This is a genomic window from Pseudomonas sp. RW407 (assembly GCF_003176655.1).
Taxonomy (GTDB): Bacteria; Pseudomonadota; Gammaproteobacteria; order Pseudomonadales; family Pseudomonadaceae; genus Pseudomonas; species Pseudomonas delhiensis.
Genome location: NZ_QGSL01000107.1, coordinates 1855465 through 1878207, shown reverse-complemented (window position 1 = coordinate 1878207; position 22743 = coordinate 1855465). Strand labels below are relative to the sequence as shown.

The 22743-nt window shown below is 65.5% G+C and carries 21 protein-coding genes; 6 read left to right on the top strand and 15 right to left on the bottom strand.

Annotated features, from left to right (window positions below):
- Nucleotides 1-11: 11 nt before the first annotated feature.
- The 3 genes from DK254_RS32580 to DK254_RS32570 are packed head-to-tail and all read right to left on the bottom strand — an operon-like array spanning nucleotide 12 to nucleotide 2165.
- A complete protein-coding gene (locus DK254_RS32580; RefSeq protein WP_109937135.1) occupies nucleotides 12-1241 on the bottom strand; it encodes an MFS transporter in 1230 nt (409 codons plus the stop codon).
- 13 nt (nucleotides 1242-1254) lie between these two features.
- Entirely contained in the window at nucleotides 1255-1701 is a 447-nt protein-coding gene (locus DK254_RS32575; protein ID WP_089390398.1) for a PaaI family thioesterase, read from the bottom strand.
- Nucleotides 1698-2165 carry a PaaI family thioesterase gene (locus DK254_RS32570; RefSeq protein ID WP_109937134.1) on the bottom strand — a complete coding sequence of 156 codons (468 nt, stop codon included), beginning with the start codon at nucleotides 2163-2165 and terminating at the stop codon, nucleotides 1698-1700. The genes DK254_RS32575 and DK254_RS32570 overlap by 4 nt, the downstream gene beginning before the upstream one ends.
- A 161-nt stretch (nucleotides 2166-2326) precedes the next feature.
- Between DK254_RS32570 and DK254_RS32565 the strand changes: the two genes are divergently transcribed.
- Nucleotides 2327-2551 (top strand): hypothetical protein, encoded by a 225-nt coding sequence (locus DK254_RS32565; RefSeq protein ID WP_109937133.1) that lies wholly within the window; start codon nucleotides 2327-2329, stop codon nucleotides 2549-2551.
- 49 nt (nucleotides 2552-2600) lie between these two features.
- Here DK254_RS32565 and DK254_RS32560 read toward each other — a convergent pair whose 3' ends face one another.
- The 11 genes from DK254_RS32560 to sdhC form a co-directional block, all read right to left on the bottom strand.
- Nucleotides 2601-3347 (bottom strand): DUF599 domain-containing protein, encoded by a 747-nt coding sequence (locus tag DK254_RS32560; RefSeq protein ID WP_109937132.1) that lies wholly within the window; start codon nucleotides 3345-3347, stop codon nucleotides 2601-2603.
- 540 nt (nucleotides 3348-3887) lie between these two features.
- Nucleotides 3888-5195: a branched-chain amino acid transport system II carrier protein gene (gene brnQ, locus DK254_RS32555; protein WP_109937131.1), complete on the bottom strand. Its 1308-nt coding sequence runs from the start codon at nucleotides 5193-5195 to the stop codon at nucleotides 3888-3890.
- Nucleotides 5196-5635: 440 nt separating this feature from the next.
- Nucleotides 5636-6517, bottom strand: a complete 882-nt coding sequence (sucD, locus tag DK254_RS32550; protein ID WP_074982640.1) for a succinate--CoA ligase subunit alpha — start codon at nucleotides 6515-6517, stop codon at nucleotides 5636-5638.
- On the bottom strand, nucleotides 6517-7683 hold the full coding sequence (gene sucC / locus DK254_RS32545) for an ADP-forming succinate--CoA ligase subunit beta (protein WP_074982642.1): 1167 nt from the start codon (nucleotides 7681-7683) through the stop codon (nucleotides 6517-6519). The genes sucD and sucC overlap by 1 nt, the downstream gene beginning before the upstream one ends.
- A gap of 162 nt (nucleotides 7684-7845) precedes the next feature.
- On the bottom strand, nucleotides 7846-9282 hold the full coding sequence (gene lpdA, locus DK254_RS32540; protein ID WP_109937130.1) for a dihydrolipoyl dehydrogenase: 1437 nt from the start codon (nucleotides 9280-9282) through the stop codon (nucleotides 7846-7848).
- A gap of 81 nt (nucleotides 9283-9363) precedes the next feature.
- Nucleotides 9364-10599 (bottom strand): 2-oxoglutarate dehydrogenase complex dihydrolipoyllysine-residue succinyltransferase, encoded by a 1236-nt coding sequence (gene odhB / locus DK254_RS32535; protein ID WP_009619379.1) that lies wholly within the window; start codon nucleotides 10597-10599, stop codon nucleotides 9364-9366.
- A 42-nt stretch (nucleotides 10600-10641) separates the two neighbouring features.
- Nucleotides 10642-13473 (bottom strand): 2-oxoglutarate dehydrogenase E1 component, encoded by a 2832-nt coding sequence (locus DK254_RS32530; protein ID WP_109937129.1) that lies wholly within the window; start codon nucleotides 13471-13473, stop codon nucleotides 10642-10644.
- Between the two features lie 251 nt (nucleotides 13474-13724).
- Nucleotides 13725-14432 (bottom strand): succinate dehydrogenase iron-sulfur subunit, encoded by a 708-nt coding sequence (locus DK254_RS32525; RefSeq protein ID WP_109937128.1) that lies wholly within the window; start codon nucleotides 14430-14432, stop codon nucleotides 13725-13727.
- 11 nt (nucleotides 14433-14443) lie between these two features.
- A complete protein-coding gene (gene sdhA, locus DK254_RS32520) occupies nucleotides 14444-16216 on the bottom strand; it encodes a succinate dehydrogenase flavoprotein subunit (RefSeq protein WP_109937127.1) in 1773 nt (590 codons plus the stop codon).
- A 3-nt stretch (nucleotides 16217-16219) separates the two neighbouring features.
- A complete protein-coding gene (gene sdhD / locus DK254_RS32515) occupies nucleotides 16220-16588 on the bottom strand; it encodes a succinate dehydrogenase, hydrophobic membrane anchor protein (protein WP_009619375.1) in 369 nt (122 codons plus the stop codon).
- The gene (sdhC, locus tag DK254_RS32510; RefSeq protein WP_167364784.1) at nucleotides 16582-16968 is read right to left on the bottom strand and encodes a succinate dehydrogenase, cytochrome b556 subunit; all 387 of its coding nucleotides are present in this window, start codon (nucleotides 16966-16968) and stop codon (nucleotides 16582-16584) included. Before sdhC ends, sdhD begins: the two co-directional genes overlap by 7 nt.
- 356 nt (nucleotides 16969-17324) lie before the next feature.
- On the opposite strand from sdhC, the gene gltA reads away from it, so the two are divergent.
- The 5 genes from gltA (at nucleotide 17325) to tsaA (ending at nucleotide 21492) form a co-directional block, all read left to right on the top strand.
- Complete coding sequence (gene gltA, locus DK254_RS32505) at nucleotides 17325-18611, top strand: citrate synthase (RefSeq protein WP_109937126.1); 1287 nt, start codon at nucleotides 17325-17327, stop codon at nucleotides 18609-18611.
- Between the two features lie 446 nt (nucleotides 18612-19057).
- Nucleotides 19058-19519, top strand: a complete 462-nt coding sequence (locus DK254_RS32500) for a DUF1456 family protein (RefSeq protein WP_109937125.1) — start codon at nucleotides 19058-19060, stop codon at nucleotides 19517-19519.
- Between the two features lie 15 nt (nucleotides 19520-19534).
- Complete coding sequence (locus tag DK254_RS32495) at nucleotides 19535-19900, top strand: DUF2784 domain-containing protein (protein WP_109937124.1); 366 nt, start codon at nucleotides 19535-19537, stop codon at nucleotides 19898-19900.
- Between the two features lie 85 nt (nucleotides 19901-19985).
- Nucleotides 19986-20756: an SDR family oxidoreductase gene (locus DK254_RS32490; RefSeq protein WP_109937123.1), complete on the top strand. Its 771-nt coding sequence runs from the start codon at nucleotides 19986-19988 to the stop codon at nucleotides 20754-20756.
- 40 nt (nucleotides 20757-20796) lie between these two features.
- Nucleotides 20797-21492, top strand: a complete 696-nt coding sequence (tsaA, locus tag DK254_RS32485) for a tRNA (N6-threonylcarbamoyladenosine(37)-N6)-methyltransferase TrmO (protein WP_109937122.1) — start codon at nucleotides 20797-20799, stop codon at nucleotides 21490-21492.
- Between the two features lie 301 nt (nucleotides 21493-21793).
- On the opposite strand, the gene fpr is transcribed toward tsaA, so the two are convergent.
- A complete protein-coding gene (gene fpr, locus DK254_RS32480) occupies nucleotides 21794-22570 on the bottom strand; it encodes a ferredoxin-NADP reductase (protein WP_089394557.1) in 777 nt (258 codons plus the stop codon).
- Between the last annotated feature and the right edge of the window lie 173 nt (nucleotides 22571-22743).

Genomic DNA, 22743 nt, shown 5'->3' with positions numbered 1-22743 from the left:
CGCGACGGACGTCACTGCGGCAGCAACTCGATGGCGCTGATCTCCGAGGGCCGCAGGCTGTAGCTGGCCTGGCCGGCGCCGGTGAGCAGGTGGCGGATGACCACCCGGCCGTTCGGGTCGAGGCCGGTGAACACGCCTTCGGCCACGCGTCCGCGCTCGGTGGTCACGCGCATGCCGCGGTTGACGTAGCGCTGCGGCTCGGCCTGCAGGCGCTCCAGGCTCAACGGCCGCGCCGCGTTGCCGGGCGGGGGCGCGACGGGCTGGGGTTCGGCCGCCGGAGCGCTGGCCTCGGCGCGCTGCGCCAGCTTCGGGTAGCGGTCGCCGCGCACCGTCCAGCCACGGCTGGCGCTGCGCCTGAGTTCCAGGTCCAGGTGCTGGGGCTCGCCGTCCAGGCTGAAGTCCAGCGGCACCTGCAGGATCGGGCCCAGGGGCTCCAGGCGCGTCTCGGGCAGTTCCAGCTGGCGGTCCGGGAAGCGCCGCTGCAGGTAGTCGCGCAGGACGTAGGCCAGGGTGTCGGCGGAGTCGAAACGGGTATCCACCTGGCCGTCGCGGTAGCGCAGGCGGTCGGTGTACAGCTCGATGCGGCCGCTGAGAGTGGTGTGGTACTCCGTCGGCAGTACCAGGTGGAAGTCGCCACGCAGGCGATTGGGCGCCTCGGGCCGCAGGTCCAGGTGCAGGCTGTAGCCGCTGCCCAGGCGCACGGCCTCGGGCAGGTCGGCGCCCGGCGCCAGCCAACTGACCTCCACCGCGGGCCGCGGCCCGCGGTCGTCCGGCAGCACGTCCAGGCGCAGCGCGCCCTGCGGCTGGGCCGGCAGGCGGATGCGCACTTCGCGGTGGGCATAGAAGTCCTGGCCCTCGCGCAGGCTGAGCACGCCGTCGATCAGTTCCGCCTGCTGCGGCGCGAAGGCCTGGCCGTCGAGCTCGCCGCGCAGGGCGATGTCCAGCTCCGGCGCCGCCACGGGCCCGCTGCGCAGCCATTGCAGGCTGAGGATGGCTTCCAGCCGCGCGCTGTCGTGGCTGGCGAGCATGGCCAGGCCGACGACCAGGGGGATGCAGCCCAGGGCGCCGAGGAACAGCGCCTTGCGCGCGAAGCCCCAGTGCCGCGCCAGGAACACCGGCGCCAGGGGCGGCAGCAGGCAGGCCAGGCCCCACAGCGGGCCGCGCTCGAATGCCAGCATGACCAGCCAGGCGTAGCCGGCCAGCGCCAGCAGCAGCCCGCCGAGGATCAGCAGCGTGTCCATCGCGCCCCGGGCCTCAGGCGCCGTCGACCTTGAAATGCGCCCGCGCGGTGGCGATCGGCTCGGCGCGGCTGGTCTGCCAGGCGGTGATGGCGACGTTGGCCACGCGCCGGCCCTGGCGCCACACCTGGCACTGGGCGTAGGTGTCGCGGAAGTGTCCGGCGCGCAGGTAGTCGACGGAGAAGTCGATGATCTTCGGCAGGTGCGGCACGCCCATGAGCATCAGCAGGTGCAGCATGGCCGCGTGTTCCATGAAGCCGGCGATCACCCCGCCGTGCAGCGCCGGCAGGGTCGGGTTGCCGATGTTGTCGCGGCTGGCCGGCAGGTGGAAGATCACCTCCTCGCCCAGGCGCAGGCAGCGGATGCCGATCAGCCGGGCGTAGGGGATCATCTCCAGCAGCGGGCTGAAGTCGTTGTCCTGGTGCATCTGGCGCAGCAGGCTCTCGATGTTCGGGGTGCTCATGCGCCCTCCCCCTTGCCGCCCGCCGGGCCGCCGACGGCGCCCTTGCCCAGGCGCATGAAGGTGCCGACCACATGGGCGATGGGCTCCTGCGGGTCGTCCTGGTAGTCGATGCCGCGGGTGAAGATGACGGTGGGCGTGACGCGGTAGCACTCGGCGAACCCGAAGATGTCCTTGTGCGGCTCGGCCGGGTGCATGTAGTCGATGCGCAGGTCGAGGGTCGGGCAGATCTCGAACTGCGGCAGCACGCAGATCGTCGAGATGCCGCAGGTGGTGTCCATCAGGGAGGTGATGGCGCCGCCGTGGATCACGCCGGTTTCCGGGTTGCCAACGATCGCTTCGCTATAAGGCAGGCGCAGGGTCAGGCCCTTTTCGTCCGCGGCATGGGCCGCGATACCCAGCACCTGGCAATGGCGCAGGACGGCGAGGAAGCGTTGCGCGCGCTCTAGAATGGACATTTCACTCATGCGGATCGGGGCCCCGGGATGCTCGATGGCGAATGATACTCCGCCGCCAACGGCCTCTGCAGTGAATAATCGTAGTGCCGGCGCAAACTTGCGTTGAACTTCTGAGGCGGGCCTCAGCTCAAAGGGCTAACACCAGGAACGCCGCACATGGAGGCTCCACGATGAAAAAAACCCTTCCCTTCGCTCTGATGCTGGTTGCAGGCCTGACGCTGGCCGGTTGCGACAAGAAAGAAGAGCCCAAGGCCCCGCCGGCCGAGCCGAGCACCGAGCAGCCGGCAACCCCGGCGCCGACCACGCCGCCGGCCAACGAAGCCGCTCCGGCGCCGACCACCCCGGCTCCGGACACCGCGCCGGCACCGTCCAACGAGGAGCAGAAGCAACAGTAAGCTCCCCGTACAACGCACAAGGCCCGCATTCGCGGGCTTTGTCGTTTCTTCACTCCGGCTCCTTCGCCGGCTCCACCTGGGGCGTGGGGGTGAACACCATCACCTTGAGCACGTCGGAATGGAACTCGCGCTGGTACAGCACCCCGACCACGCCGGCGGTGACCAGCATGAAGATCCACGGGTTGATGAACCAGGCCAGCATGGCCAGGCCGAAGTAGTAGGAACGCAGGCCCTGGTTGAACTGGTGCGCGGCCATGGACACCACCCGCGCGGCGCGCTCGGCGAAGGCGTTGCGCTCCTGCTCGCCGACGTGGCGCTCGCCGATCATCGGCGCCGAGCCCACCAGCACGGCGGCGAAGTTGTACTGGCGCATGCACCAGCTGAAGGTGAAGAAGGCATACACGAACACCACCGCCAGGCACAGCAGCTTCAGCTCCGACAGCCCACGGGTCGGCGAGGCCACGAAAGGCAGGTCGGCCAGCACCGACACGGTGCGCTCGGCCAACCCCAGCAGGGTGAGGATGCCGGCCAGGATGATCAGGGTGCTGGAGGCGAAGAACGAGGCGTTGCGCTCCAGGTTGCCGATCACGCTGGCGTCGGCCACGCGGTTGTCGCGCAGCAGCAGGCGGCGCATCCAGTCCTTGCGGTACAGGTGCAGCACGCTGGCCAGGCACGCGGTGTCGCGGGCCCTGTGGCTGGCGTAGCGGGCATAGCCGACCCAGCAGAGGGTGAACCAGAGCATGGCCAGCAGGTTCCACAGGTACTGGATATCGAAGAGGTCGACGACGTCGGTCATGGTCTTCCTTGGCGGGCCCTGTCGGCGGGCCCGGCCTGTTGATGGGGTAATGGCGGGAGAACGCGGCAGATAGACGCTGGATATTCGCGGGAAGACACGTGATCGCTTCCGATTGCGGAAATGTCCCATGACACCCTGTAGGAGCACGCCCTGCGCGCGAATCGCGGATGAATCCGCTACTACCCTGCCGGCGGGCACTGCTTCTCGTAGGAGCGAGCTTGCTCGCTCCTACGAAGAGCAACCTCGGCACGGCCTGCAAGACAGTTGCTCCTACGGTTCCGATGAAACACGGGCGGAGCGGACTCCGTCCGCGATTGGATTCACCGGCCACGCCAGATGCCCCGGTGGCACGGCCAACGGCGGATAACCGCGAACGGTTATGCGCCCTACGCTCCCGCCCCACAGACAAACACGATGTCCCGTAGGATGGCGTTGAGCGAAGCGAAACCCATCCTACGAAAACCGGTTCGCGCAGTGGGCAAGACAGCACAACGAAAAAGACCGCCTCGTGGGCGGTCTTTCTCGTTTCGGCGGGCCGGGTCAGGCCACGGCTTCGCTGGGCTCGCCCAGCAGGCGGTCGACCACCACCATCACGGCGAGCATGGCCACCGAGGGGATCAGCCAGGCCAGGCCCTGCTCGGACAGCGGCAGGTGGGCCAGCCACTGGGGCAGGTTGAAGCCGGCGCCCTTGAGCGCGTCGACCATGCCGAAGGCCAGCGATACCGCCATCACCGGCGCGACTATGCGTGCCTGCGACTTCCACAGGCCGGCACAGAAGCTCAGCGCCACCAGCACGATGCACGGCGGGTAGATGGCGGTCAGCACCGGCACCGAGAACTGGATCAGCTTGGTCAGGCCGAGGTTGGACACCAGCAGCGAGAAGCCGGCCAGGATCACCACCAGGCTGCGGTAGGACAGCGGCAGGATGCGGCAGAAGTACTCGGCGCAGGCGCAGGTCAGGCCCACGGCGGTGACCAGGCAGGCCAGGGCGATGAGCACGGCGAGGAAGCCGCTGCCCAGGGAGCCGAAGGTGTGTTGCACGTAGGCGTGCAGCACGGCCGCGCCATTGCTGGCGCCGGCGGCGATGTCGTGGCTGCCCGAGCCCAGGCGGAACAGGCTGATGTACACCAGCGCCAGCCCTACCCCGGCGATCAGCCCGGCGATCACCGCGTAGCGGGTGATCAGGCGCGGCGACTGCACGCCGCGGGAGCGGATGGCGTTGACGATGACGATGCCGAAGACCAGGGCGCCCAGGGTGTCCATGGTCAGGTAGCCGTTGATGAAGCCCTGGGAGAAGGCTGCGTGCTCGTAGCTCGGCTCGGCCTGGCCGATGGTGCCGGCCGGCAGCATGAAGGCGGCGATGCCCAGCGCCGCCAGGGCGATGATCTTCAGCGGGGCGAGGAAGCGGCCCACGGTGTCCAGCAGCTTGCCCGGGTACAGCGAGATCACCAGGACCACCAGGAAGTACACCAGGCTGTAGAGGAACAGCGGCAGCGCGCCGTCACCGGTGAGCGGCGCCAGGCCCACTTCGAAGGACACGGTGGCGGTACGCGGGGTGGCGAACAGCGGGCCCACGGAGAGGTAGCAGACCGCCGCCAGCAGGCCGCCGGCGACGCGCCCGATGGGGTGGCTGAGGGTGTCCATGGCGCCACCGACCTTGGCCAGGGCGACCACGGTGATGACCGGCAGGCCGACCGCGGTGATCAGGAAGCCGAGGGCCGCCATCCATACGTGCGGGCCCGAGTGCAGGCCGACGATGGGCGGGAAGATGATGTTGCCGGCCCCGACGAACAGGGCGAAGGTCATAAAGCCGAGCGCCAGGATGTCCTGGCCTTTCAAGACGTTCATTCAGGGGAATACCACAGTGCTGAAACGGTTTCGTGGCCTGCCAGGGCACAACGGCCGAACGGGCACGGCGCAGCCGCATCGGGGATGCCTGCGTTCATGCCTGTACGGGAGATTGTTCTTGGTAGTCCGATAGCAGAGGTTTTCCATGAGCTCGTGGCCCGTATGCTCCTGCATTCTGGTTGCCCCGCCATCCTTGACGGTCAGGAATCGCCGCCGCTCCGGGTAGGAGTTGGCGGTCAGCGCGCCTTCCCTTGTGGGGAACGCAACGCTGGAGATAGTTGCTAGCCTAACGATCTATCCCGATGAACTGCACTGACATACGTCAGCTCGTCCGCGGGATGAAAGGGCGTGTCGCCTGGACGACACTTCTTGCGACGAGGCGGCAATGCAAGAGGCCACCCGAAGGTGGCCTCTCGCGGACGCTCAGGTAAGCGAAACGCTTACTTGGTCGCCCAGCCGGTCAGCTCGGCCAGGGCCTTGCCGATGTCGGCCAGGGAACGCACGGTCTTCACACCGGCGTCCTGCAGGGCGGCGAACTTCTCGTCCGCAGTGCCCTTGCCGCCGGAGATGATGGCGCCGGCGTGGCCCATGCGCTTGCCGGGCGGTGCGGTGACACCAGCGATGTAGGACACCACCGGCTTGGTCACGTTGGCCTTGATGTAGGCAGCGGCTTCTTCTTCAGCCGAACCGCCGATCTCGCCGATCATGACGATGGCTTCGGTCTTCGGGTCTTCCTGGAACAGCTTCAGGATGTCGATGAAGTTGGAGCCCGGGATCGGGTCGCCGCCGATGCCCACGCAGGTGGACTGGCCGAAGCCGGCGTCGGTGGTCTGCTTCACGGCTTCGTAGGTCAGGGTGCCGGAACGCGACACGATGCCCACTTTGCCCGGCAGGTGGATGTGACCCGGCATGATGCCGATCTTGCACTCGCCGGGGGTGATCACGCCCGGGCAGTTCGGGCCGATCAGGCGTACGCCCAGCTCGTCGCACTTGACCTTGGCTTCCAGCATGTCGATGGTCGGGATGCCTTCGGTGATGCAGACGATCAGCTTGATGCCGCCGAAGGCCGCTTCCAGGATCGAGTCCTTGCAGAACGGAGCCGGAACGTAGATGACCGATGCGTCGGCACCGGTGGCTTCCACGGCTTCCTTGACGGTGTTGAACACCGGCAGGCCCAGGTGGGTGGTGCCGCCCTTGCCGGGGGTCACGCCGCCAACCATCTTGGTGCCGTAGGCGATGGCTTGTTCGGAGTGGAAGGTACCCTGCGAGCCGGTGAAGCCCTGGCAGATGACTTTGGTGTCTTTATTGATCAGGACGCTCATTACTTACCCTCCGCGGCCTTGACGACTTGCTGGGCAGCGTCGGTCAGGCTGGTCGCCGCGATGATGTTCAGACCGCTTTCGGCCAGGACCTTGGCGCCGAGATCGGCGTTGTTGCCTTCCAGACGAACGACAACCGGGATTTTCACGCCGACTTCTTTCACGGCACCGATGATGCCTTCAGCGATCATGTCGCAGCGGACGATGCCGCCGAAGATGTTCACCAGGACGGCAGCGACGTTGCTGTCGGAGAGGATGATCTTGAACGCTTCGGTCACGCGCTCTTTGGTCGCGCCGCCGCCAACGTCGAGGAAGTTGGCCGGCTTGCCGCCGTGCAGGTTGACGATGTCCATGGTGCCCATGGCCAGGCCGGCGCCGTTGACCATGCAGCCGATGTTGCCTTCCAGCGCGACGTAGTTCAGTTCCCACTTCTGCGCATGGGCTTCACGGGCGTCGTCCTGGGACGGGTCGTGCATGGCGCGCAGCTTGGGCTGACGGTACAGGGCGTTGGAGTCGATGTTGATCTTGGCGTCCAGGCAGTGCAGGTTGCCGTCTTTCTTGATCACCAGCGGGTTCACTTCCAGCAGCGCCAGGTCGTAGTCCTGGAACAGCTTGGCCAGGCCCACGAAGATGTGGGTGAACTGCTTGATCTGGTCGCCCTTCAGGCCCAGCTGGAAGGCCAGCTCGCGGCCCTGGAACGGCTGAGCGCCGACCAGCGGGTCGATGGTGGCCTTGAGAATCTTCTCGGGAGTGTCGTGGGCGACCTTCTCGATGTCCACGCCACCTTCGGTGGAGGCCATGAAGACGATACGGCGGCTGGAACGGTCGACGACGGCGCCGAGGTACAGCTCCTTGTCGATGTCGGTGCAGGATTCCACCAGGATCTTGCTGACCGGCTGGCCATTGGCGTCAGTCTGGTAGGTCACCAGACGCTTGCCCAGCCAGTTGGCGGCGAACGCCTTGGCGTCCTCCTTGCTCTTGACCAGCTTCACACCGCCCGCTTTACCGCGGCCACCGGCATGCACCTGGGCTTTGACGACCCACTCGGTGCCACCGATTTTCTCACAGGCTTCTGCGGCCTCTTCGGGTGTGTCGACGGCATAGCCCTTGGATACGGGCAGGCCGTACTCAGCGAACAGCTGCTTACCCTGATACTCGTGGAGATTCATGCTTGTCTACCGTTTTTTCGTCTTGGGTATTGCGCATTCGGCGCAGCGCTCGTGGCGCCGCACCACCTGTGACTCCCGCCCTTGCAGGCGGGAATCCGGCGGGATGGTCGCGGCAGCCCCTCGCGAATGACTGCCGCCCTGCCCCGCCGTGGTCCTACCGCCTCAGCGCTTCTTGCGGTTGGCGATGTGGATGGCGTGGCCATTCACCGCCAGGGCCGCTTCGTGCAGCGCTTCGGACAGAGTCGGGTGGGAGAAGACCATCATGCCCAGGTCTTCGGCGCTGGTGCCGAATTCCATGGCGATCGCGCCCTGCTGGACCAGCTCGGCGGCGCTCGGGCCGATCACGTGGACGCCCAGCACGCGGTCGGTCTTGGCATCGGCGATGACCTTGACCAGGCCGGTGGTGTCGTTGGCAGCCATGGCGCGGCCGCTGGCGGCGAACGGGAAGGTGCCGACGTTGACTTCGACGCCTTCGCCCTTGAGCTGCTGCTCGGTCTTGCCGACCCAGGCGATTTCCGGGTGGGTGTAGATGACCGACGGGATCAGGTCGTAGTTCATCTGGGCCTTGTGGCCTGCAATGCGCTCGGCGACCATCACGCCCTCTTCCGAGGCCTTGTGCGCCAGCATGGCGCCGCGGACCACGTCACCGATGGCGAACACGCCCGGAACGCTGGTCTTGCACTGGTCGTCGACGAAGATGAAGCCACGCTCGTCCAGGGTCACGCCGCTGTCGGCGGCCAGCAGGTCGGTGGTCACCGGGCGACGGCCCACGGCCACGATCAGCTTGTCGAAGGTTTCCTTCTGCTCGCCGTTGGCGTCGGTGAAGGTCACGGTGACCTGCTTCTTCTTCACCTCGGTGCCGGTGACGCGGGCGCCCAGGCGGATGTTCAGGCCTTGCTTGGTCAGGACCTTCAGGGCTTCCTTGGCGATCTGCTCGTCGGCGGCCGGGAGGAACTTGTCCAGGGCTTCCAGGACGGTGACTTCGGCACCCAGGCGGGCCCAGACCGAACCCAGCTCGAGGCCGATGACGCCGGCGCCGATCACGCCCAGCTTCTTCGGCACGGCCTGGAATTCCAGGGCGCCGGTGGAGTCGACGATGATGTCGTCGGTCAGCGGGGCCGGCGGGATCTCGACCGGCTTGGAGCCGGAGGCGATGATGATGTTGTCGGCTTCCAGAACCTGGGTCTTGCCGTCCAGGCCGGTCACTTCGACCTGCTTGTTGGCCAGGACCTTGCCGTGGCCTTCGAAGGAAGTCACGCCATTGGCCTTGAACAGGGTGGCGATGCCGCCGGTCAGGTTCTTCACGATGTTGGCCTTGCGGGCAATCATCGCCGGAACGTCCATCTTCACGCCGCCGGTGGAGATACCGTGGACGTCGAAGCCTTCTTTGGCTTCCTTGTACTTCCAGGAGCTGTCCAGAAGCGCCTTGGACGGAATGCAGCCTACGTTCAGGCAGGTACCGCCGAGAGCGACCTTGCCCTCTTTACCGATGTACTTCTCGATGCAAGCGGTCTTCAGGCCGAGCTGGGCGGCACGGATGGCAGCCACGTAGCCGCCGGGGCCGGCACCAATCACAACCACGTCGAATTTCTGGCTCATATCTCAATCCTTATTCCGGTGAAGCGGACGGCCCCTTGCGGGGCCGTCGTGTAGTACGGGGCCGTCGGGTGAAATGACGAATCAGACGTCCAGCAGCAGACGAGCCGGATCTTCCAGCAGGTCCTTCATGGCGACCAGGAAGCTCACCGCTTCCTTGCCGTCGATCATGCGGTGGTCGTAGGACAGCGCCAGGTACATCATCGGCAGGATCACCACCTGGCCGTTAACGGCCATCGGGCGTTCCTGGATCTTGTGCATGCCGAGGATGGCGGTCTGCGGCGGGTTGACGATCGGCGTCGACAGCAGAGAACCGAATACGCCACCGTTGGAAATGGTGAAAGTACCACCGGTCATGTCTTCGATGGACAGCTTGCCGTCCTTGGCCTTCTTGCCGAAGGTGGCGATGCCGTTCTCGATCTCGGCCAGGCTCATGAACTCGGCGTTGCGCAGTACCGGTACCACCAGGCCGCGGTCGCTGGACACGGCGACACCGATGTCCTGGTAGCCGTGGTAGACGATGTCGTTGCCGTCGATCGAGGCGTTGACGCCGGGGAAGCGCTTCAGGGCTTCGGTGGCGGCCTTGACGAAGAAGGACATGAAGCCCAGGCGCACGCCGTTGTGCTTCTTCTCGAACAGGTCCTTGTACTTGTTGCGCAGGTCCATGATCGGCTTCATGTTGACTTCGTTGAAAGTAGTCAGCATGGCCATGGAGGACTGGGCTTCGACCAGGCGCTCGGCGACCTTGGCGCGCAGGCGGGTCATCGGCACGCGCTTCTCGACGCGGTCGCCGGCGGCGAACACCGGGGCCTCGGCGGCCGGAGCGGCCGGCTTGGCAGCGGCCGGAGCGGCAGCCGGGGCGTTCTTCTTGGCCTCGACGGCGGCGACCACGTCTTCCTTGGTCACGCGACCGCCCTTGCCGGTGCCGGCTATGCTGTTCGGGTCGATGCCGTTCTCTTCGGCCAGCTTGCGCGCGGCCGGCGAGAGGATGGCGTCTTCGCCGGCGGCAGCCGGAGCGGCAGCGGCAGCCGGGGCAGCCGCCGGAGCGGCGGCGGCCGGAGCCGGAGCGGCAGCAGCGGCGCCGCCTTCGCTCAGCTTGCCGAGCAGTTCGTTGGAGAGGACGGTGTCGCCTTCGTTCTTGACGATCTCGGCCAGTACGCCGTCGGCCTCGGCCAGCACCTCGATGACCACCTTGTCGGTCTCGATGTCGACGATCAGTTCGTCACGCTTGACGGCTTCACCGACCTTCTTGTGCCAGGTGGCGACGGTGCCGTCGGCGACCGATTCCGGGAAGGTTGGGGCTTTGATTTCGATAGCCATTGTGTGTGTTTCCTTAAATTCGGTATCTACTGCGCGTTGGCGTTAAACGGTGAAGGCGTCTTGCAGCAGTTTTTCCTGCTGCTCGGCGTGCATCGATGCGTAGCCGCAAGCCGGGGCGGCCGAGCCGTCGCGGCCGGCGTATTCCAGGTTGAGGCCCTTCTTGTGCGCGGCGATGACACGGCGCATGTGGTGCTGCGAGCAGTACCAGGCACCCTGGTTCATCGGTTCTTCCTGGCACCAGACGATGTGCTTGAGGTTCTTGTACTTGGACAGGACCTCGGCCAGGTCGTCTTCCGGGAACGGGTACAGCTGTTCCAGGCGGACGATCGCGATGTTCTCGCGGCCTTCGGCACGGCGCTTCTCCAGCAGGTCGTAGTACACCTTGCCGCTGCACAGGACGATGCGGTCGACCTTCTTCGGATCCAGGCCGTCGATCTCGTCGATGACGGTCTGGAACGAGCCGTTGGCCAGGTCTTCCAGGGTCGAGATGGCCAGCTTGTGGCGCAGCAGCGACTTCGGCGTCATGACGATCAGCGGCTTGCGCAGCGGGCGGATCACCTGGCGGCGCAGCATGTGGTAGACCTGCGCCGGGGTGGTCGGCACGCAGACCTGGATGTTCTGCTCGGCGCACAGCTGCAGGTAACGCTCCAGACGCGCGGAGGAGTGCTCCGGGCCCTGGCCTTCGTAGCCGTGCGGCAGCAGCATGGTCAGGCCGCACAGGCGCTGCCACTTGGTCTCGCCGCTGGTGATGAACTGGTCGATCACCACTTGCGCACCGTTGGCGAAGTCACCGAACTGGGCTTCCCAGATCACCAGCGCGTTCGGCGTGGTGGTGGCGTAGCCGTATTCGAACGCCAGTACCGCCTCTTCCGAGAGGTAGGAGTCGTACAGGCTGACGCGCGGCTGGCCGTCGAACAGGTGGGCCAGGGGGATGTAGACCGAGTCGTCCTTCTGGTTGTGCAGCGCCGCATGGCGGTGCGAGAAGGTGCCGCGGCCGACGTCCTGACCGGTCATGCGCACCGGGTGGCCTTCGAACAGCAGGGTGGCGTAGGCCAGGTTCTCGGCGAAGCCCCAGTTGATCGGCATGCCGCCGGCGGTCATCTTGGCGCGGTCTTCGTAGATCTTCTGCACCTGGCGCTGCATGACGAAACCGTCCGGCGTCTCCAGCAGCTTGTTGGACAGCTCCTGCAGGGTCTTCAGGTCGAAGCGGGTGTCGTGACGCGCGGTCCAGGCGTGACCGACGTACGGACGCCAGTCGACGAAGAGCTCCTTGTTCGGCTCCTTGACCAGGCTTTTCACCACGTGCTGGCCGTTGTCCAGGGCGTCGCGGTACTCGTCGACCTTTTCCTGGGCCTGCTCGGCGGTCTGCACGCCGGCTGCGATCAGCGCGTCGGCATACAGGTCGCGGGTGGTGCGCTGCTTGGCGATCTGCTGGTACATCAGCGGCTGGGTGCCGCTGGGCTCGTCGGCCTCGTTGTGGCCGCGGCGGCGGTAGCAGACCAGGTCGATGACCACGTCACGCTTGAACTGCATGCGGTAGTCGACGGCCAGCTGGGTGACGAACAGCACCGCTTCCGGGTCGTCGCCGTTCACGTGGAAGATCGGCGCCTGGATCATCTTGGCAACGTCGGTCGCGTACTCGGTGGAGCGCGCGTCGTCCTGGCGGCTGGTGGTGAAGCCGACCTGGTTGTTGATCACGATGTGGATGGTGCCGCCGGTCTTGTAGGCACGGGTCTGGGACATCTGGAAGGTTTCCATGACCACGCCCTGCCCCGCGAAGGCGGCGTCGCCGTGGATGGAAATCGGTACCACCTTGTCGCCGTTGCCGTCCTTGCGACGGTCCTGGCGGGCGCGTACCGAACCCTCGACCACCGGGGAGACGATCTCCAGGTGCGAGGGGTTGAAGGCCAGCGCCAGGTGGACTTCGCCACCGCTGGTCATGACGTTGGAAGAGAAGCCCTGGTGGTACTTCACGTCGCCCGAGCCCAGCTCGACCAGCTTCTTGCCTTCGAACTCGTCGAAGAGGTCGCGCGGGTTCTTGCCGAGGGTGTTGACCAGGACGTTCAGACGGCCACGGTGGGCCATGCCGATGACGATTTCCTTGACGCCGTAGGAGCCGGAGCGCTGGATGATCTCGTCGACCATCGGAATCAGGCTTTCGCCGCCTTCAAGACCGAAACGCTTGGTGCCCGGGTACTTGGTGCCCAGGTACTTCTCCAGGCCCTCGGCCGCCGTCAGGCGTTCGAGCAGGTGGGCGCGGGCATCGGCGGAGTAAGCCGGACGACCCCGTACGCTTTCCAGGCGCTGGGCGAACCAGTGGCGCTGCTCGGAATCGACGATGTGCATGAACTCCGCGCCGATGGTGCTGCAGTAGGTCTGCTTCAGCGCATCGAGGATTTCACGCAGGGTGGCCTCTTCCTTGCCGATGTAGAGCTCACCGGTGCGGAAGGTGGTGTCGAGGTCGGCGGCGGTCAGGCCGTAGTGATCCAGCGACAGGTCCGAAGGCGCGGTGCGCACCCAGAGGCCCAGCGGATCGAGCGTCGCGGCCTGATGTCCACGCAGCCGGTACGCCAGGATCAGGCGCAGGACTTCGACCTGTTTCTTCTCGTGCTCGGTGCTGACGCTGCCGGCGGAAACGGGCGCAGCGCGGCGCTGGTTCTTGGCCAGGAGCACGAAATGATCACGGATGGAGGAATGCGAGACGTCGGGGGCGGGATTGCCGTCGGCAGGGAGCTTCTGGAAGTACGTGCGCCACTCTTCTGGCACAGCGTTCGGGTCGTGCAGGTAGAGCTCGTAGAGCTCTTCGACGTAGGCAGCGTTCCCACCGGATAGATGGGCACTGTTCCACATCCGCTGCATTACGCTTTCGTGCATGCTTGGTCACCCTCGGTAAGGGGACTCCACCTGATGGAACTCTCGGGAGACCCAGCCCTGTTGCAGCGACTGGTAGCCACAAAGGTTCCCGCAGATAGTCCGGGTACCAGCCCGGATGCCCCTGCTGGTCATATATATGTTTTCAGAGTCAGAACCCCGGCTTTGTGGGCTGGGGCCCGTTGCAACCGTACCGCCGGACAATGTTCCGGCGGCACGGGTATTGCTCTTTCCGCATGCGGCAGCGAGTGGGATCAGATCCCGCTCTGCAGCAGCATGTTGCGAATGTGACCGATGGCCTTGGTAGGGTTCAGGCCTTTCGGGCAGACATTCACGCAGTTCATGATCCCACGGCAACGGAACACGCTGAACGGATCGTCCAGGCTGGCCAGGCGAGCCTGGGTCTCCGTGTCACGGCTGTCGGCCAGGAAACGATAGGCCTGCAGCAGCGCAGCGGGGCCGAGGAACTTGTCCGGGTTCCACCAGAACGATGGGCAGGAGGTCGAGCAGCAGGCGCACAGGATGCACTCGTACAGACCGTCCAGCTTTTCGCGCTCTTCGGGGGTTTGCAGGCGTTCGATCGCCGGCGCAGCATACTTGTTCTGCAGGTACGGCTTAACGCTCTCGTACTGCTTGTAGAAGATGCGCATATCGACGACCAGGTCACGGATCACCGGCAGGCCCGGCAGCGGACGCAGCACCAGCTTGCCGCCCTTCAGGCCGGCGGCCGACAGCGGAGTGATGCAGGCCAGGCCGTTCTTGCCGTTGATGTTCATGCCGTCGGAGCCGCAGACGCCCTCGCGGCAGGAACGACGGTAGGAGAAGCCCTCGTCCTGTTCCTTGATCAGCGCCAGCACGTCCAGGACCATCACGTCCTTGCCCTGGGTATCGACGTCGAAGTCCTGCATGTACGGTGCAGCGTCCTTCTCCGGGTTGTAGCGGTAAACACTTACTTTCAACATGACGGGCACCCTTAGTAAGTACGAACCTTGGGTTCGAATGCCGGAACGGTCTTCGGCGCGAAGTTGACGGCACGCTTGGCAACGCGCTTCTCACCCGGGAAGTACAGGGTGTGGCACAGCCAGTTCTCGTCGTCGCGCTCCTCGAAGTCTTCGCGGGCATGGGCGCCGCGGGACTCTTTGCGGTTTTCGGCCGCGATGGCGGTGGCTTCGGCCACCTCGAGGAGGTTCTGCAGTTCCAGCGCTTCGATGCGCGCCGTGTTGAAAGCCTGGCTCTTGTCGTTGATCTTGACGTTGGCGATGCGATCGCGCAGGTCAGCCAGTTGGGCGATACCCTTCTGCATGTATTCGCCGGTACGGAATACACCGAAGTAGTTCTGCATGCACTGCTGCAGTTCGCGCTTGAGCGGGGCGACTTCTTCGCCGCTGGTGCGCTCGTTCACGCCGTTCAGGCGCTTGAAGGAGGCTTCCAGGTCGGACTCGGAGGCGCCGCGGTGCTCGATGCCCTCTTTCAGGGCCTTTTCCAGGTGCAGGCCGGTGGCGCGGCCGAAGACCACCAGGTCGAGCAGCGAGTTGCCGCCCAGGCGGTTGGCGCCGTGCACCGATACGCAGGCGACTTCGCCGACCGCGAACAGGCCTTCGATGATGGTGTCGTTGCCGTTGGCGTCCATGGTCAGGGCCTGGCCATGGATGTTGGTGGCGACGCCGCCCATCATGTAGTGGCAGGTCGGGATGACCGGGATGGGCGCGACCACCGGGTCGACGTGGGCGAAGGTCTTGGACAGTTCGCAGATGCCGGGCAGGCGGCTGTGCAGGACTTCCTCGCCGAGGTGGTCCAGCTTCAGCAGCACGTGGTCCTTGTTCGGGCCCACGCCGTTGCCGGCGATCACTTCCTTGACCATGGAACGGGCGACCACGTCGCGGCCGGCCAGGTCCTTGGCGTTCGGTGCGTAACGCTCCATGAAGCGCTCGCCATGGGCGTTGATCAGGTAGCCACCCTCGCCACGGCAGCCTTCGGTGACCAGTACACCGGCGCCGGCGATGCCGGTCGGGTGGAACTGCCACATCTCGATGTCCTGCACCGGCACGCCGGCACGCAGGGCCATGCCCACGCCGTCGCCGGTGTTGATCAGGGCGTTGGTGGTGGAGGCGTAGATGCGGCCCGCACCGCCGGTGGCCAGGACCACGGCCTTGGAGCGGATGTAGATGGTGTCGCCGGTCTCGATGTCGATGGCGATGATGCCGACCACGTGGCCGTCCTGGTTCTTCACCAGGTCGACGGCGTACCACTCATTAAGGAAGGAGGTGCCGTTCTTCAGGTTGGCCTGGTACAGGGTGTGCAGCAGGGCGTGACCGGTACGGTCGGCCGCGGCGCAGGTACGGGCGGCCTGGCCACCCTTGCCGAAGTCCTTGGACTGGCCACCGAACGGACGCTGGTAGATGCGGCCCTGCTCGGTACGGGAGAACGGCAGGCCCATGTGTTCCAGCTCGAACACGGCTTCCGGGCCGACGGAGCACATGTATTCGATGGCGTCCTGGTCACCGATGTAGTCGGAGCCCTTGACGGTGTCGTACATGTGCCAGCGCCAGTCGTCGTTCGGGTCGGCCGAGGCGATGGCGCAGGTGATGCCGCCCTGGGCGGAAACGGTGTGCGAGCGGGTCGGGAAGACCTTGGTCACCACGGCGGTCTTGTGGCCGCCCTGGGCCAGTTGCAGCGCGGCGCGCATGCCGGCGCCGCCGCCACCGACGATGATGGCGTCGAAGGAGAGAGTACGAATGCTTGCCATGGATCAGTTACCCCAGAGAATCTGCACACCCCAGACGAAGAATGCGAACATGGCCATGCCGCATACCGCCTGGACGAGGAAACGCACGATGGTCGCGGGCTTGCCCAGCGCCATCTGAGTCAGGTAGTCGGTGGTGATGGTCCACATGCCGACCCAGGCGTGCACGCTCAGGGCAACCAGCGTGAGAAGACTGAAGATCTTCATCAGGCCGTGGGAGAACAGACCATGCCACTCCTCGTAGGAGATGTTCGGGTGCGCGATCAGGTAACCCAGCAGGAAAAGCACATAAGCCGCGAGAACGACCGCAGAAACGCGCTGGGCCATCCAGTCGTAGAGGCCAGAACGCGAGAAGTTAGTGACGTTAGTTACCATACCCAGACCCCCGCCAGAACGATCAGCACCACGGCAATGGCGATGACGATTTTCGAACCACGCTTGCCACCTTCCAGCGTCTCGCCGATACCTGCGTCCATGACGAGGTGACGAATGCCGGCTACCAGGTGGTACAGCAGCGCGGAGAGCAGGCCCCAGATCACAAGCTTGGCCAACGGATGGGCCAGACACGCCTTCACCTGCTCGAAGCTGTCTTCCGATGCCAGGGACTTGTCGAGCGCGAACAGCAGCACGGCAATGCCCACGAACAGGATGACGCCAGAGATGCGGTGGAGAATGGACGTGTAAGCAGTGACAGGGAGTTTGATGGTCCTTAGGTCTAGGTTTACAGGTCGTTTGCTATTCACGGCTTTTTTCACACTGAGAGCCCTTCGAATTGCAGGGCTAGTTGTCGGGAGGTGCACTTGTCAGGTACCCATCACCTTCGGGAGTGACAACCGCCTGTGGAGCGAGGCCTGGAGGGCCCCAGCGGCTGGTCGCCGAGTATAGACAGTTAGGCTCCTAATGACAACGGAATCGCCTTCGCCTAAGGACTTATTGCCGCACCCCGGGAAAAGGCGTAAATAGGCGATTTTTTTCGCCAAAACAGGCAGTTGGAGGGGCTGTCAGGCACCACTTCTTGCAAATTGACAATCGGATTTATCTCTCTATAGTGGTGCGGGCCCTGCGTGGGGGGTCGTACAGATGATTTCAAGCATTAATAGGAGGCCTAATCATGGCTGACAAGAAAGCGCAGTTGATCATCGAGGGCGCAGCCCCCGTCGAACTGCCCGTCCTCTCCGGCACGCTGGGCCCCGATGTAGTGGATGTGCGGGGTCTGACCTCCACGGGCCACTTCACGTTCGATCCTGGCTTCATGTCCACCGCCTCCTGCGAGTCGAAGATCACCTATATCGACGGCGACAAGGGCGTGCTGCTGCACCGCGGCTATCCGATCGAGCAACTGGCCGAGAAATCCGACTACCTGGAAACCTGCTACCTGCTGCTCAAGGGCGAACTGCCCACCGCCGAGCAGAAGGAACAGTTCGTCGGCACCATCAAGAACCACACCATGGTTCACGAGCAGCTGAAGACCTTCTTCAACGGCTTCCGCCGCGATGCCCACCCGATGGCCATCATGTGCGGCGTGATCGGCGCCCTCTCCGCCTTCTACCACGACTCCCTGGACATCAATAACCCCAAGCACCGCGAGATTTCCGCGCACCGCCTGGTCGCCAAGATGCCGACCATCGCCGCCATGGTGTACAAGTACTCCATGGGTCAGCCGATGATGTATCCGCGCAACGACCTGAGCTACGCAGAAAACTTCCTGCACATGATGTTCAACACCCCCTGCGAGACCAAGCCGATCAGCCCCGTGCTGGCCAAGGCCATGGACCGCATCTTCATCCTGCACGCCGACCACGAGCAGAACGCCTCGACCTCGACCGTGCGCCTGGCCGGCTCCTCCGGCGCCAACCCGTTCGCCTGCATCGCCTCCGGCATCGCCGCCCTCTGGGGCCCGGCCCACGGTGGTGCGAACGAAGCGGTACTGCGCATGCTGGACGAGATCGGTGACGTTTCGAACATCGAGAAGTTCGTGGCCAAGGCCAAGGACAAGAACGATCCGTTCAAGCTGATGGGCTTCGGCCACCGCGTGTACAAGAACTTCGACCCGCGCGCCAAGGTCATGAAACAGACCTGCGACGAGGTGCTCAGCGAGCTGGGCATCAACGACCCGCAGCTGGAACTGGCCATGAAGCTGGAAGAGATCGCCCGCCACGACCCCTACTTCGTGGAGCGCAACCTCTACCCGAACGTGGACTTCTACTCGGGCATCATCCTCAAGGCCATCGGCATCCCGACCAGCATGTTCACCGTGATCTTCGCCCTGGCACGTACCGTGGGCTGGATCTCGCACTGGCAGGAAATGCTCTCCGGCCCGTACAAGATCGGCCGCCCGCGCCAGCTGTACACCGGCTACACCCAGCGCGACTTCGTCGAGCTCGGCGCTCGCAAGTAAATCCCGCCGGGATAGGAAAAGGCTGCCGAAGCAGCCTTTTTCTTTTATGGCGCCGAGCCATGCGCCCGTAGGGCGCATAACGCCTACGGCGTTATCCGCCGTCCTGCCGGGCTCCGGCGTTCCGGCTGGCCTACCGGTTGCCAGAAGGCACGGCATTTCCCTGTAGGAGCGGACTCCGTCCGCGATTGCCCCCAGGCTGCGCCGGACCATCCGGTAACCCCCACCATGCAAAAGGCCGCCCAAAGCAGGCTGTGTGAAAAACCGAGCGGCTCTTCGAAGAGCGCGTTCCTACGTGAAATCTGAAGAGGCTTGGCTATTCAGCCAATCCAGAATCCACGTAGAAACGCGAAATCCAGGTTGTTTTTTAACCAGTGGGACCGATCCTGAGGTTTTCACACAGCCTGCCCGGCGGGGCTTTCACTTTTCCAACCGAGGAAAACCAGCGCATGCTGAACAACGACATCCTGCGCAGCCTGCGCTACAGCCTCGACATCGTCGACCGCGAGGTCGCCACCATCGCCGGCCTGGCCGGCCTTGCGCTGGACGAGGCCGAAGTCGCCGCGCTGCTGGCCCGCGAGGACGAACCCGGCTACCGCGACTGCCCGGACGAAGTGCTGGCGCGCTTCCTCGACGGCCTGATCATCCACCGCCGCGGCCGCGACGACAGCCGTCCGCTGCCGCCGCTGGAACTGCCGCTGACCAACAACCTGGTGCTGAAGAAGCTGCGCGTGGCCTTCGAGCTGCGCGACCACGACCTGCTGGCGATCCTCGACGACGCCGGGCTGGTGATGACCAAGGCCGAACTCAATGCGCTGTTCCGTGCCCCCGGCCACAGCAACTACCGCCCCTGCGGCGACCAGTTGCTGCGCAACTGCCTCAAGGGCCTGGCCCGGCGCGGGAAGCGCTGAACCGGGAACGCGCCCGTGCTGATGCGCCTGGCCGCCGACGCCGTGGTACTGCTGCACCTGGCCTTCATCCTCTTCGTCGTGCTCGGCGGCCCGCTGGTGCTGCGCTGGCCACGCCTGGCCTGGCTGCACCTGCCGGCCGCGGCCTGGGGCGTGACCGTGGAGTGGCTGCAACTGGTATGCCCGCTGACGCCGCTGGAAAACCGCCTGCGCCGCGCCGCCGGCGAACAGGGCTACGGCGGCGGCTTCGTCGAGCACTACCTGATCCCGCTGATCTACCCGCCCGGCCTGACGCCCGCCGTGCAGTTGCTGCTGGGCACGCTGGTCGCCGCGCTCACCCTGGCCTGCTACGGCTGGCTGCTGCTGCGCAGGCTGCGCCGATGACCCGGCATTCTCCCGCTCGATAGTGCTGCGCCCGGTGCCGCCGGCGCATTAGGGTGCCAGAACCATCCAGCAGCGAGGATTTCCCATGCATCCCTACTTCAGCCTGGCCGGGCGTACCGCACTGGTCACCGGCGGCACCCGCGGCATCGGCCGGATGATCGCCCGGGGCCTGCTCGAAGCCGGCGCCCGCGTGTTCATCTGCGCCCGCGATGGCGAGGCCTGTGCCACCACCGCCGCCGAGCTGTCGAGCTACGGCGAGTGCCACGCCCTGGCCGCCAACCTGGCCAGCGAGGAAGGCGCCCGCGCCCTGGCCGAAGCCCTGCAGGCCCGCATCGAGCGCCTGGACATCCTGGTCAACAATGCCGGCACCACCTGGGGCGCGCCGCTGGAAAGCTACCCTGCCGCGGGCTGGGAGAAGGTCATGCAGCTCAACGTCACCGCCGTGTTCAGCTGCATCCAGCAGTTGCTGCCGCTGCTGCGCAAGGCCGGCAGCGCGGACAACCCGGCGCGCGTCATCAACATCGGCTCGGTGGCCGGGCTCAGCGCCTTCGGCGAGCAGGCCTACGCCTACGGCCCGAGCAAGGCCGCGCTGCACCAGTTGTCGCGCATGCTGGCCCGCGAGCTGGTGGGCCAGCACATCAACGTCAACGTGATCGCGCCGGGGCGCTTCCCCAGCAGGATGACCCGGCACATCGCCAATGATCCCGAGGCGCTCGCCGGCGACACCGCGCACATTCCCATGAAGCGCTGGGGCCGCGAGGAAGAGATGTCCGCCCTGGCCATCGCCCTGGCGAGCAGCGCCGGCGCCTACATGACCGGCAACATCATCCCCATCGACGGCGGCTTCCACCTCTGATCGGGTAACATGGCGGCCCCTGCTCCACGCTCGTGCCGCCATGTCCTACTCCGTCGCCCCCATCGGCCACATCCGCTCCTGCTTCAAGGAGAAGTTCGCCATCCCGCGCCAGCCGCAGCTGGCCCCGGCGGCGCGCGGCGTGCTGGAGCTGCTGCCGCCGTTCGACGGCGGCGAGGCGGTGGAAGGCCTGGAGCAGGTCAGCCACGTGTGGCTGCTGTTCCTCTTCCACCAGGCCCTGGAAGACAAGCCGCGGCTCAAGGTGCGCCCGCCGCGCCTGGGCGGCAACCGCTCCCTGGGCGTGTTCGCCACCCGCGCCACGCACCGCCCCAACGGCATCGGCCAGTCGGTGGTGCGCCTGGAGAAGGTCGAGCCCGGGCGCCTCTGGCTGTCCGGCATCGACCTGCTGGACGGTACTCCGGTGCTCGACATCAAGCCCTACGTGCCCTACGCCGACGCCGTGGCCGACGCGCGCAACGCCATCGCCGAGGCGCCGCCGGCGCCGATCCCGGTGCAGTGGAGCGACGCCGCCCTGGCCCAGGCCCGCGAGCAGGCCCTGCGCCTGGGCGAGCCGGTGGTCGAGCTAATCGAGCAGTGCCTGGCCCAGGACCCGCGCCCAGCCTACCAGCAACCCACGCCCGAACGCCGCTACGGCGCACGCCTGTGGGACCTGGACGTACACTGGCATTACCCTGAGGAGGGAGTGATCCGGGTGCTGGACGTGCAAGCCTGCCCGTAGGGCGGATAACGCCTACGGCGTTATCCGCCGAATCGCGGACAGAGTCCGCTCCTACGGTTCCGGGAAGCACGGTCGTAGGAGCGGACTCCGTCCGCGATTGGACTTACCGGCCACGCCGGACGCCACGGCGGCATGAACGGTTATGCGCCTTACGCGCTGCGGATATAGGGTGCACCTTGTAGGAGCGCGCCCTGCGCGCGATTCGCGGGCAGGGCGCGCTCCTACAGCCCACCCGGCATTTCCTGTATCCGCCATGAACGAAAAAGCCCGCCGGGTGGCGGGCTTTTTCAGCGGATCGTGCTTACTTCTCGACGAAGGCGCGCTCGATCAGGTAGTCGCCCGGCTCGCCCATGCGCGGGGAGATCTGCAGGCCGAAGCCGTTGAGCACTTCGCTGGTCTCGTCCAGCATGCTCGGGCTGCCGCAGATCATGGCGCGGTCGTCCTGCGGGTTCATCGGCGGCAGGCCGATGTCGGCGAACAGCTTGCCGCTGCGCATCAGGTCGGTCTGGCGGCCCATGTTGCGGAACTCTTCACGGGTGACCAGGGGGTAGTAGATCAGTTTCTCTTTCACCATGTCGCCGAAGTACTCGTGCTCCGGCAGGACCTTGGTGATGAAGTCGGCGTAGGCCAGCTCGCTGACCCAGCGCACGCCGTGGACCAGGATGACCTTCTCGAACTTCTCGTAGACTTCCGGATCCTGGATCACGCTCAGGAACGGCGCCATGCCGGTGCCGGTGCTCAGCAGGTACAGGTGCTTGCCGGGCTTGAGGTCGTCCAGCACCAGGGTGCCGGTGGGCTTGCGGCTGACCATCAGCTCGTCGCCTTCCTTCAGGTGCTGCAGGCGCGAGGTCAGCGGGCCGTCCGGGACCTTGATGCTGAAGAACTCCAGGTGCTCCTCGTAGTTCGGGCTGGCGATGGAGTAGGCGCGCATCAGCGGGCGACCGTTGACCTCCAGGCCGATCATCACGAACTGGCCGGTCTTGAAGCGCAGGCCCGGGTTACGGGTGGTCTTGAAGCTGAAGAGGGTGTCGTTCCAGTGGTGGACGCTGAGAACGCGCTCGGTGTACAGGTTGCTCATCAAGGACTCCTAGAGATTCGTGGCGCACCCCAGCAGATCCCGGACGTAGCGCGATTGCGCGACATTTTATAGGGGGCGAGAATATCCGCAAAATAAATTATCTGGATATTGCTAATCCAAAACGCAGATAAGGGACGCCTGGCGGCCAGCGCGCGCCAGATTACTCCCGCGCA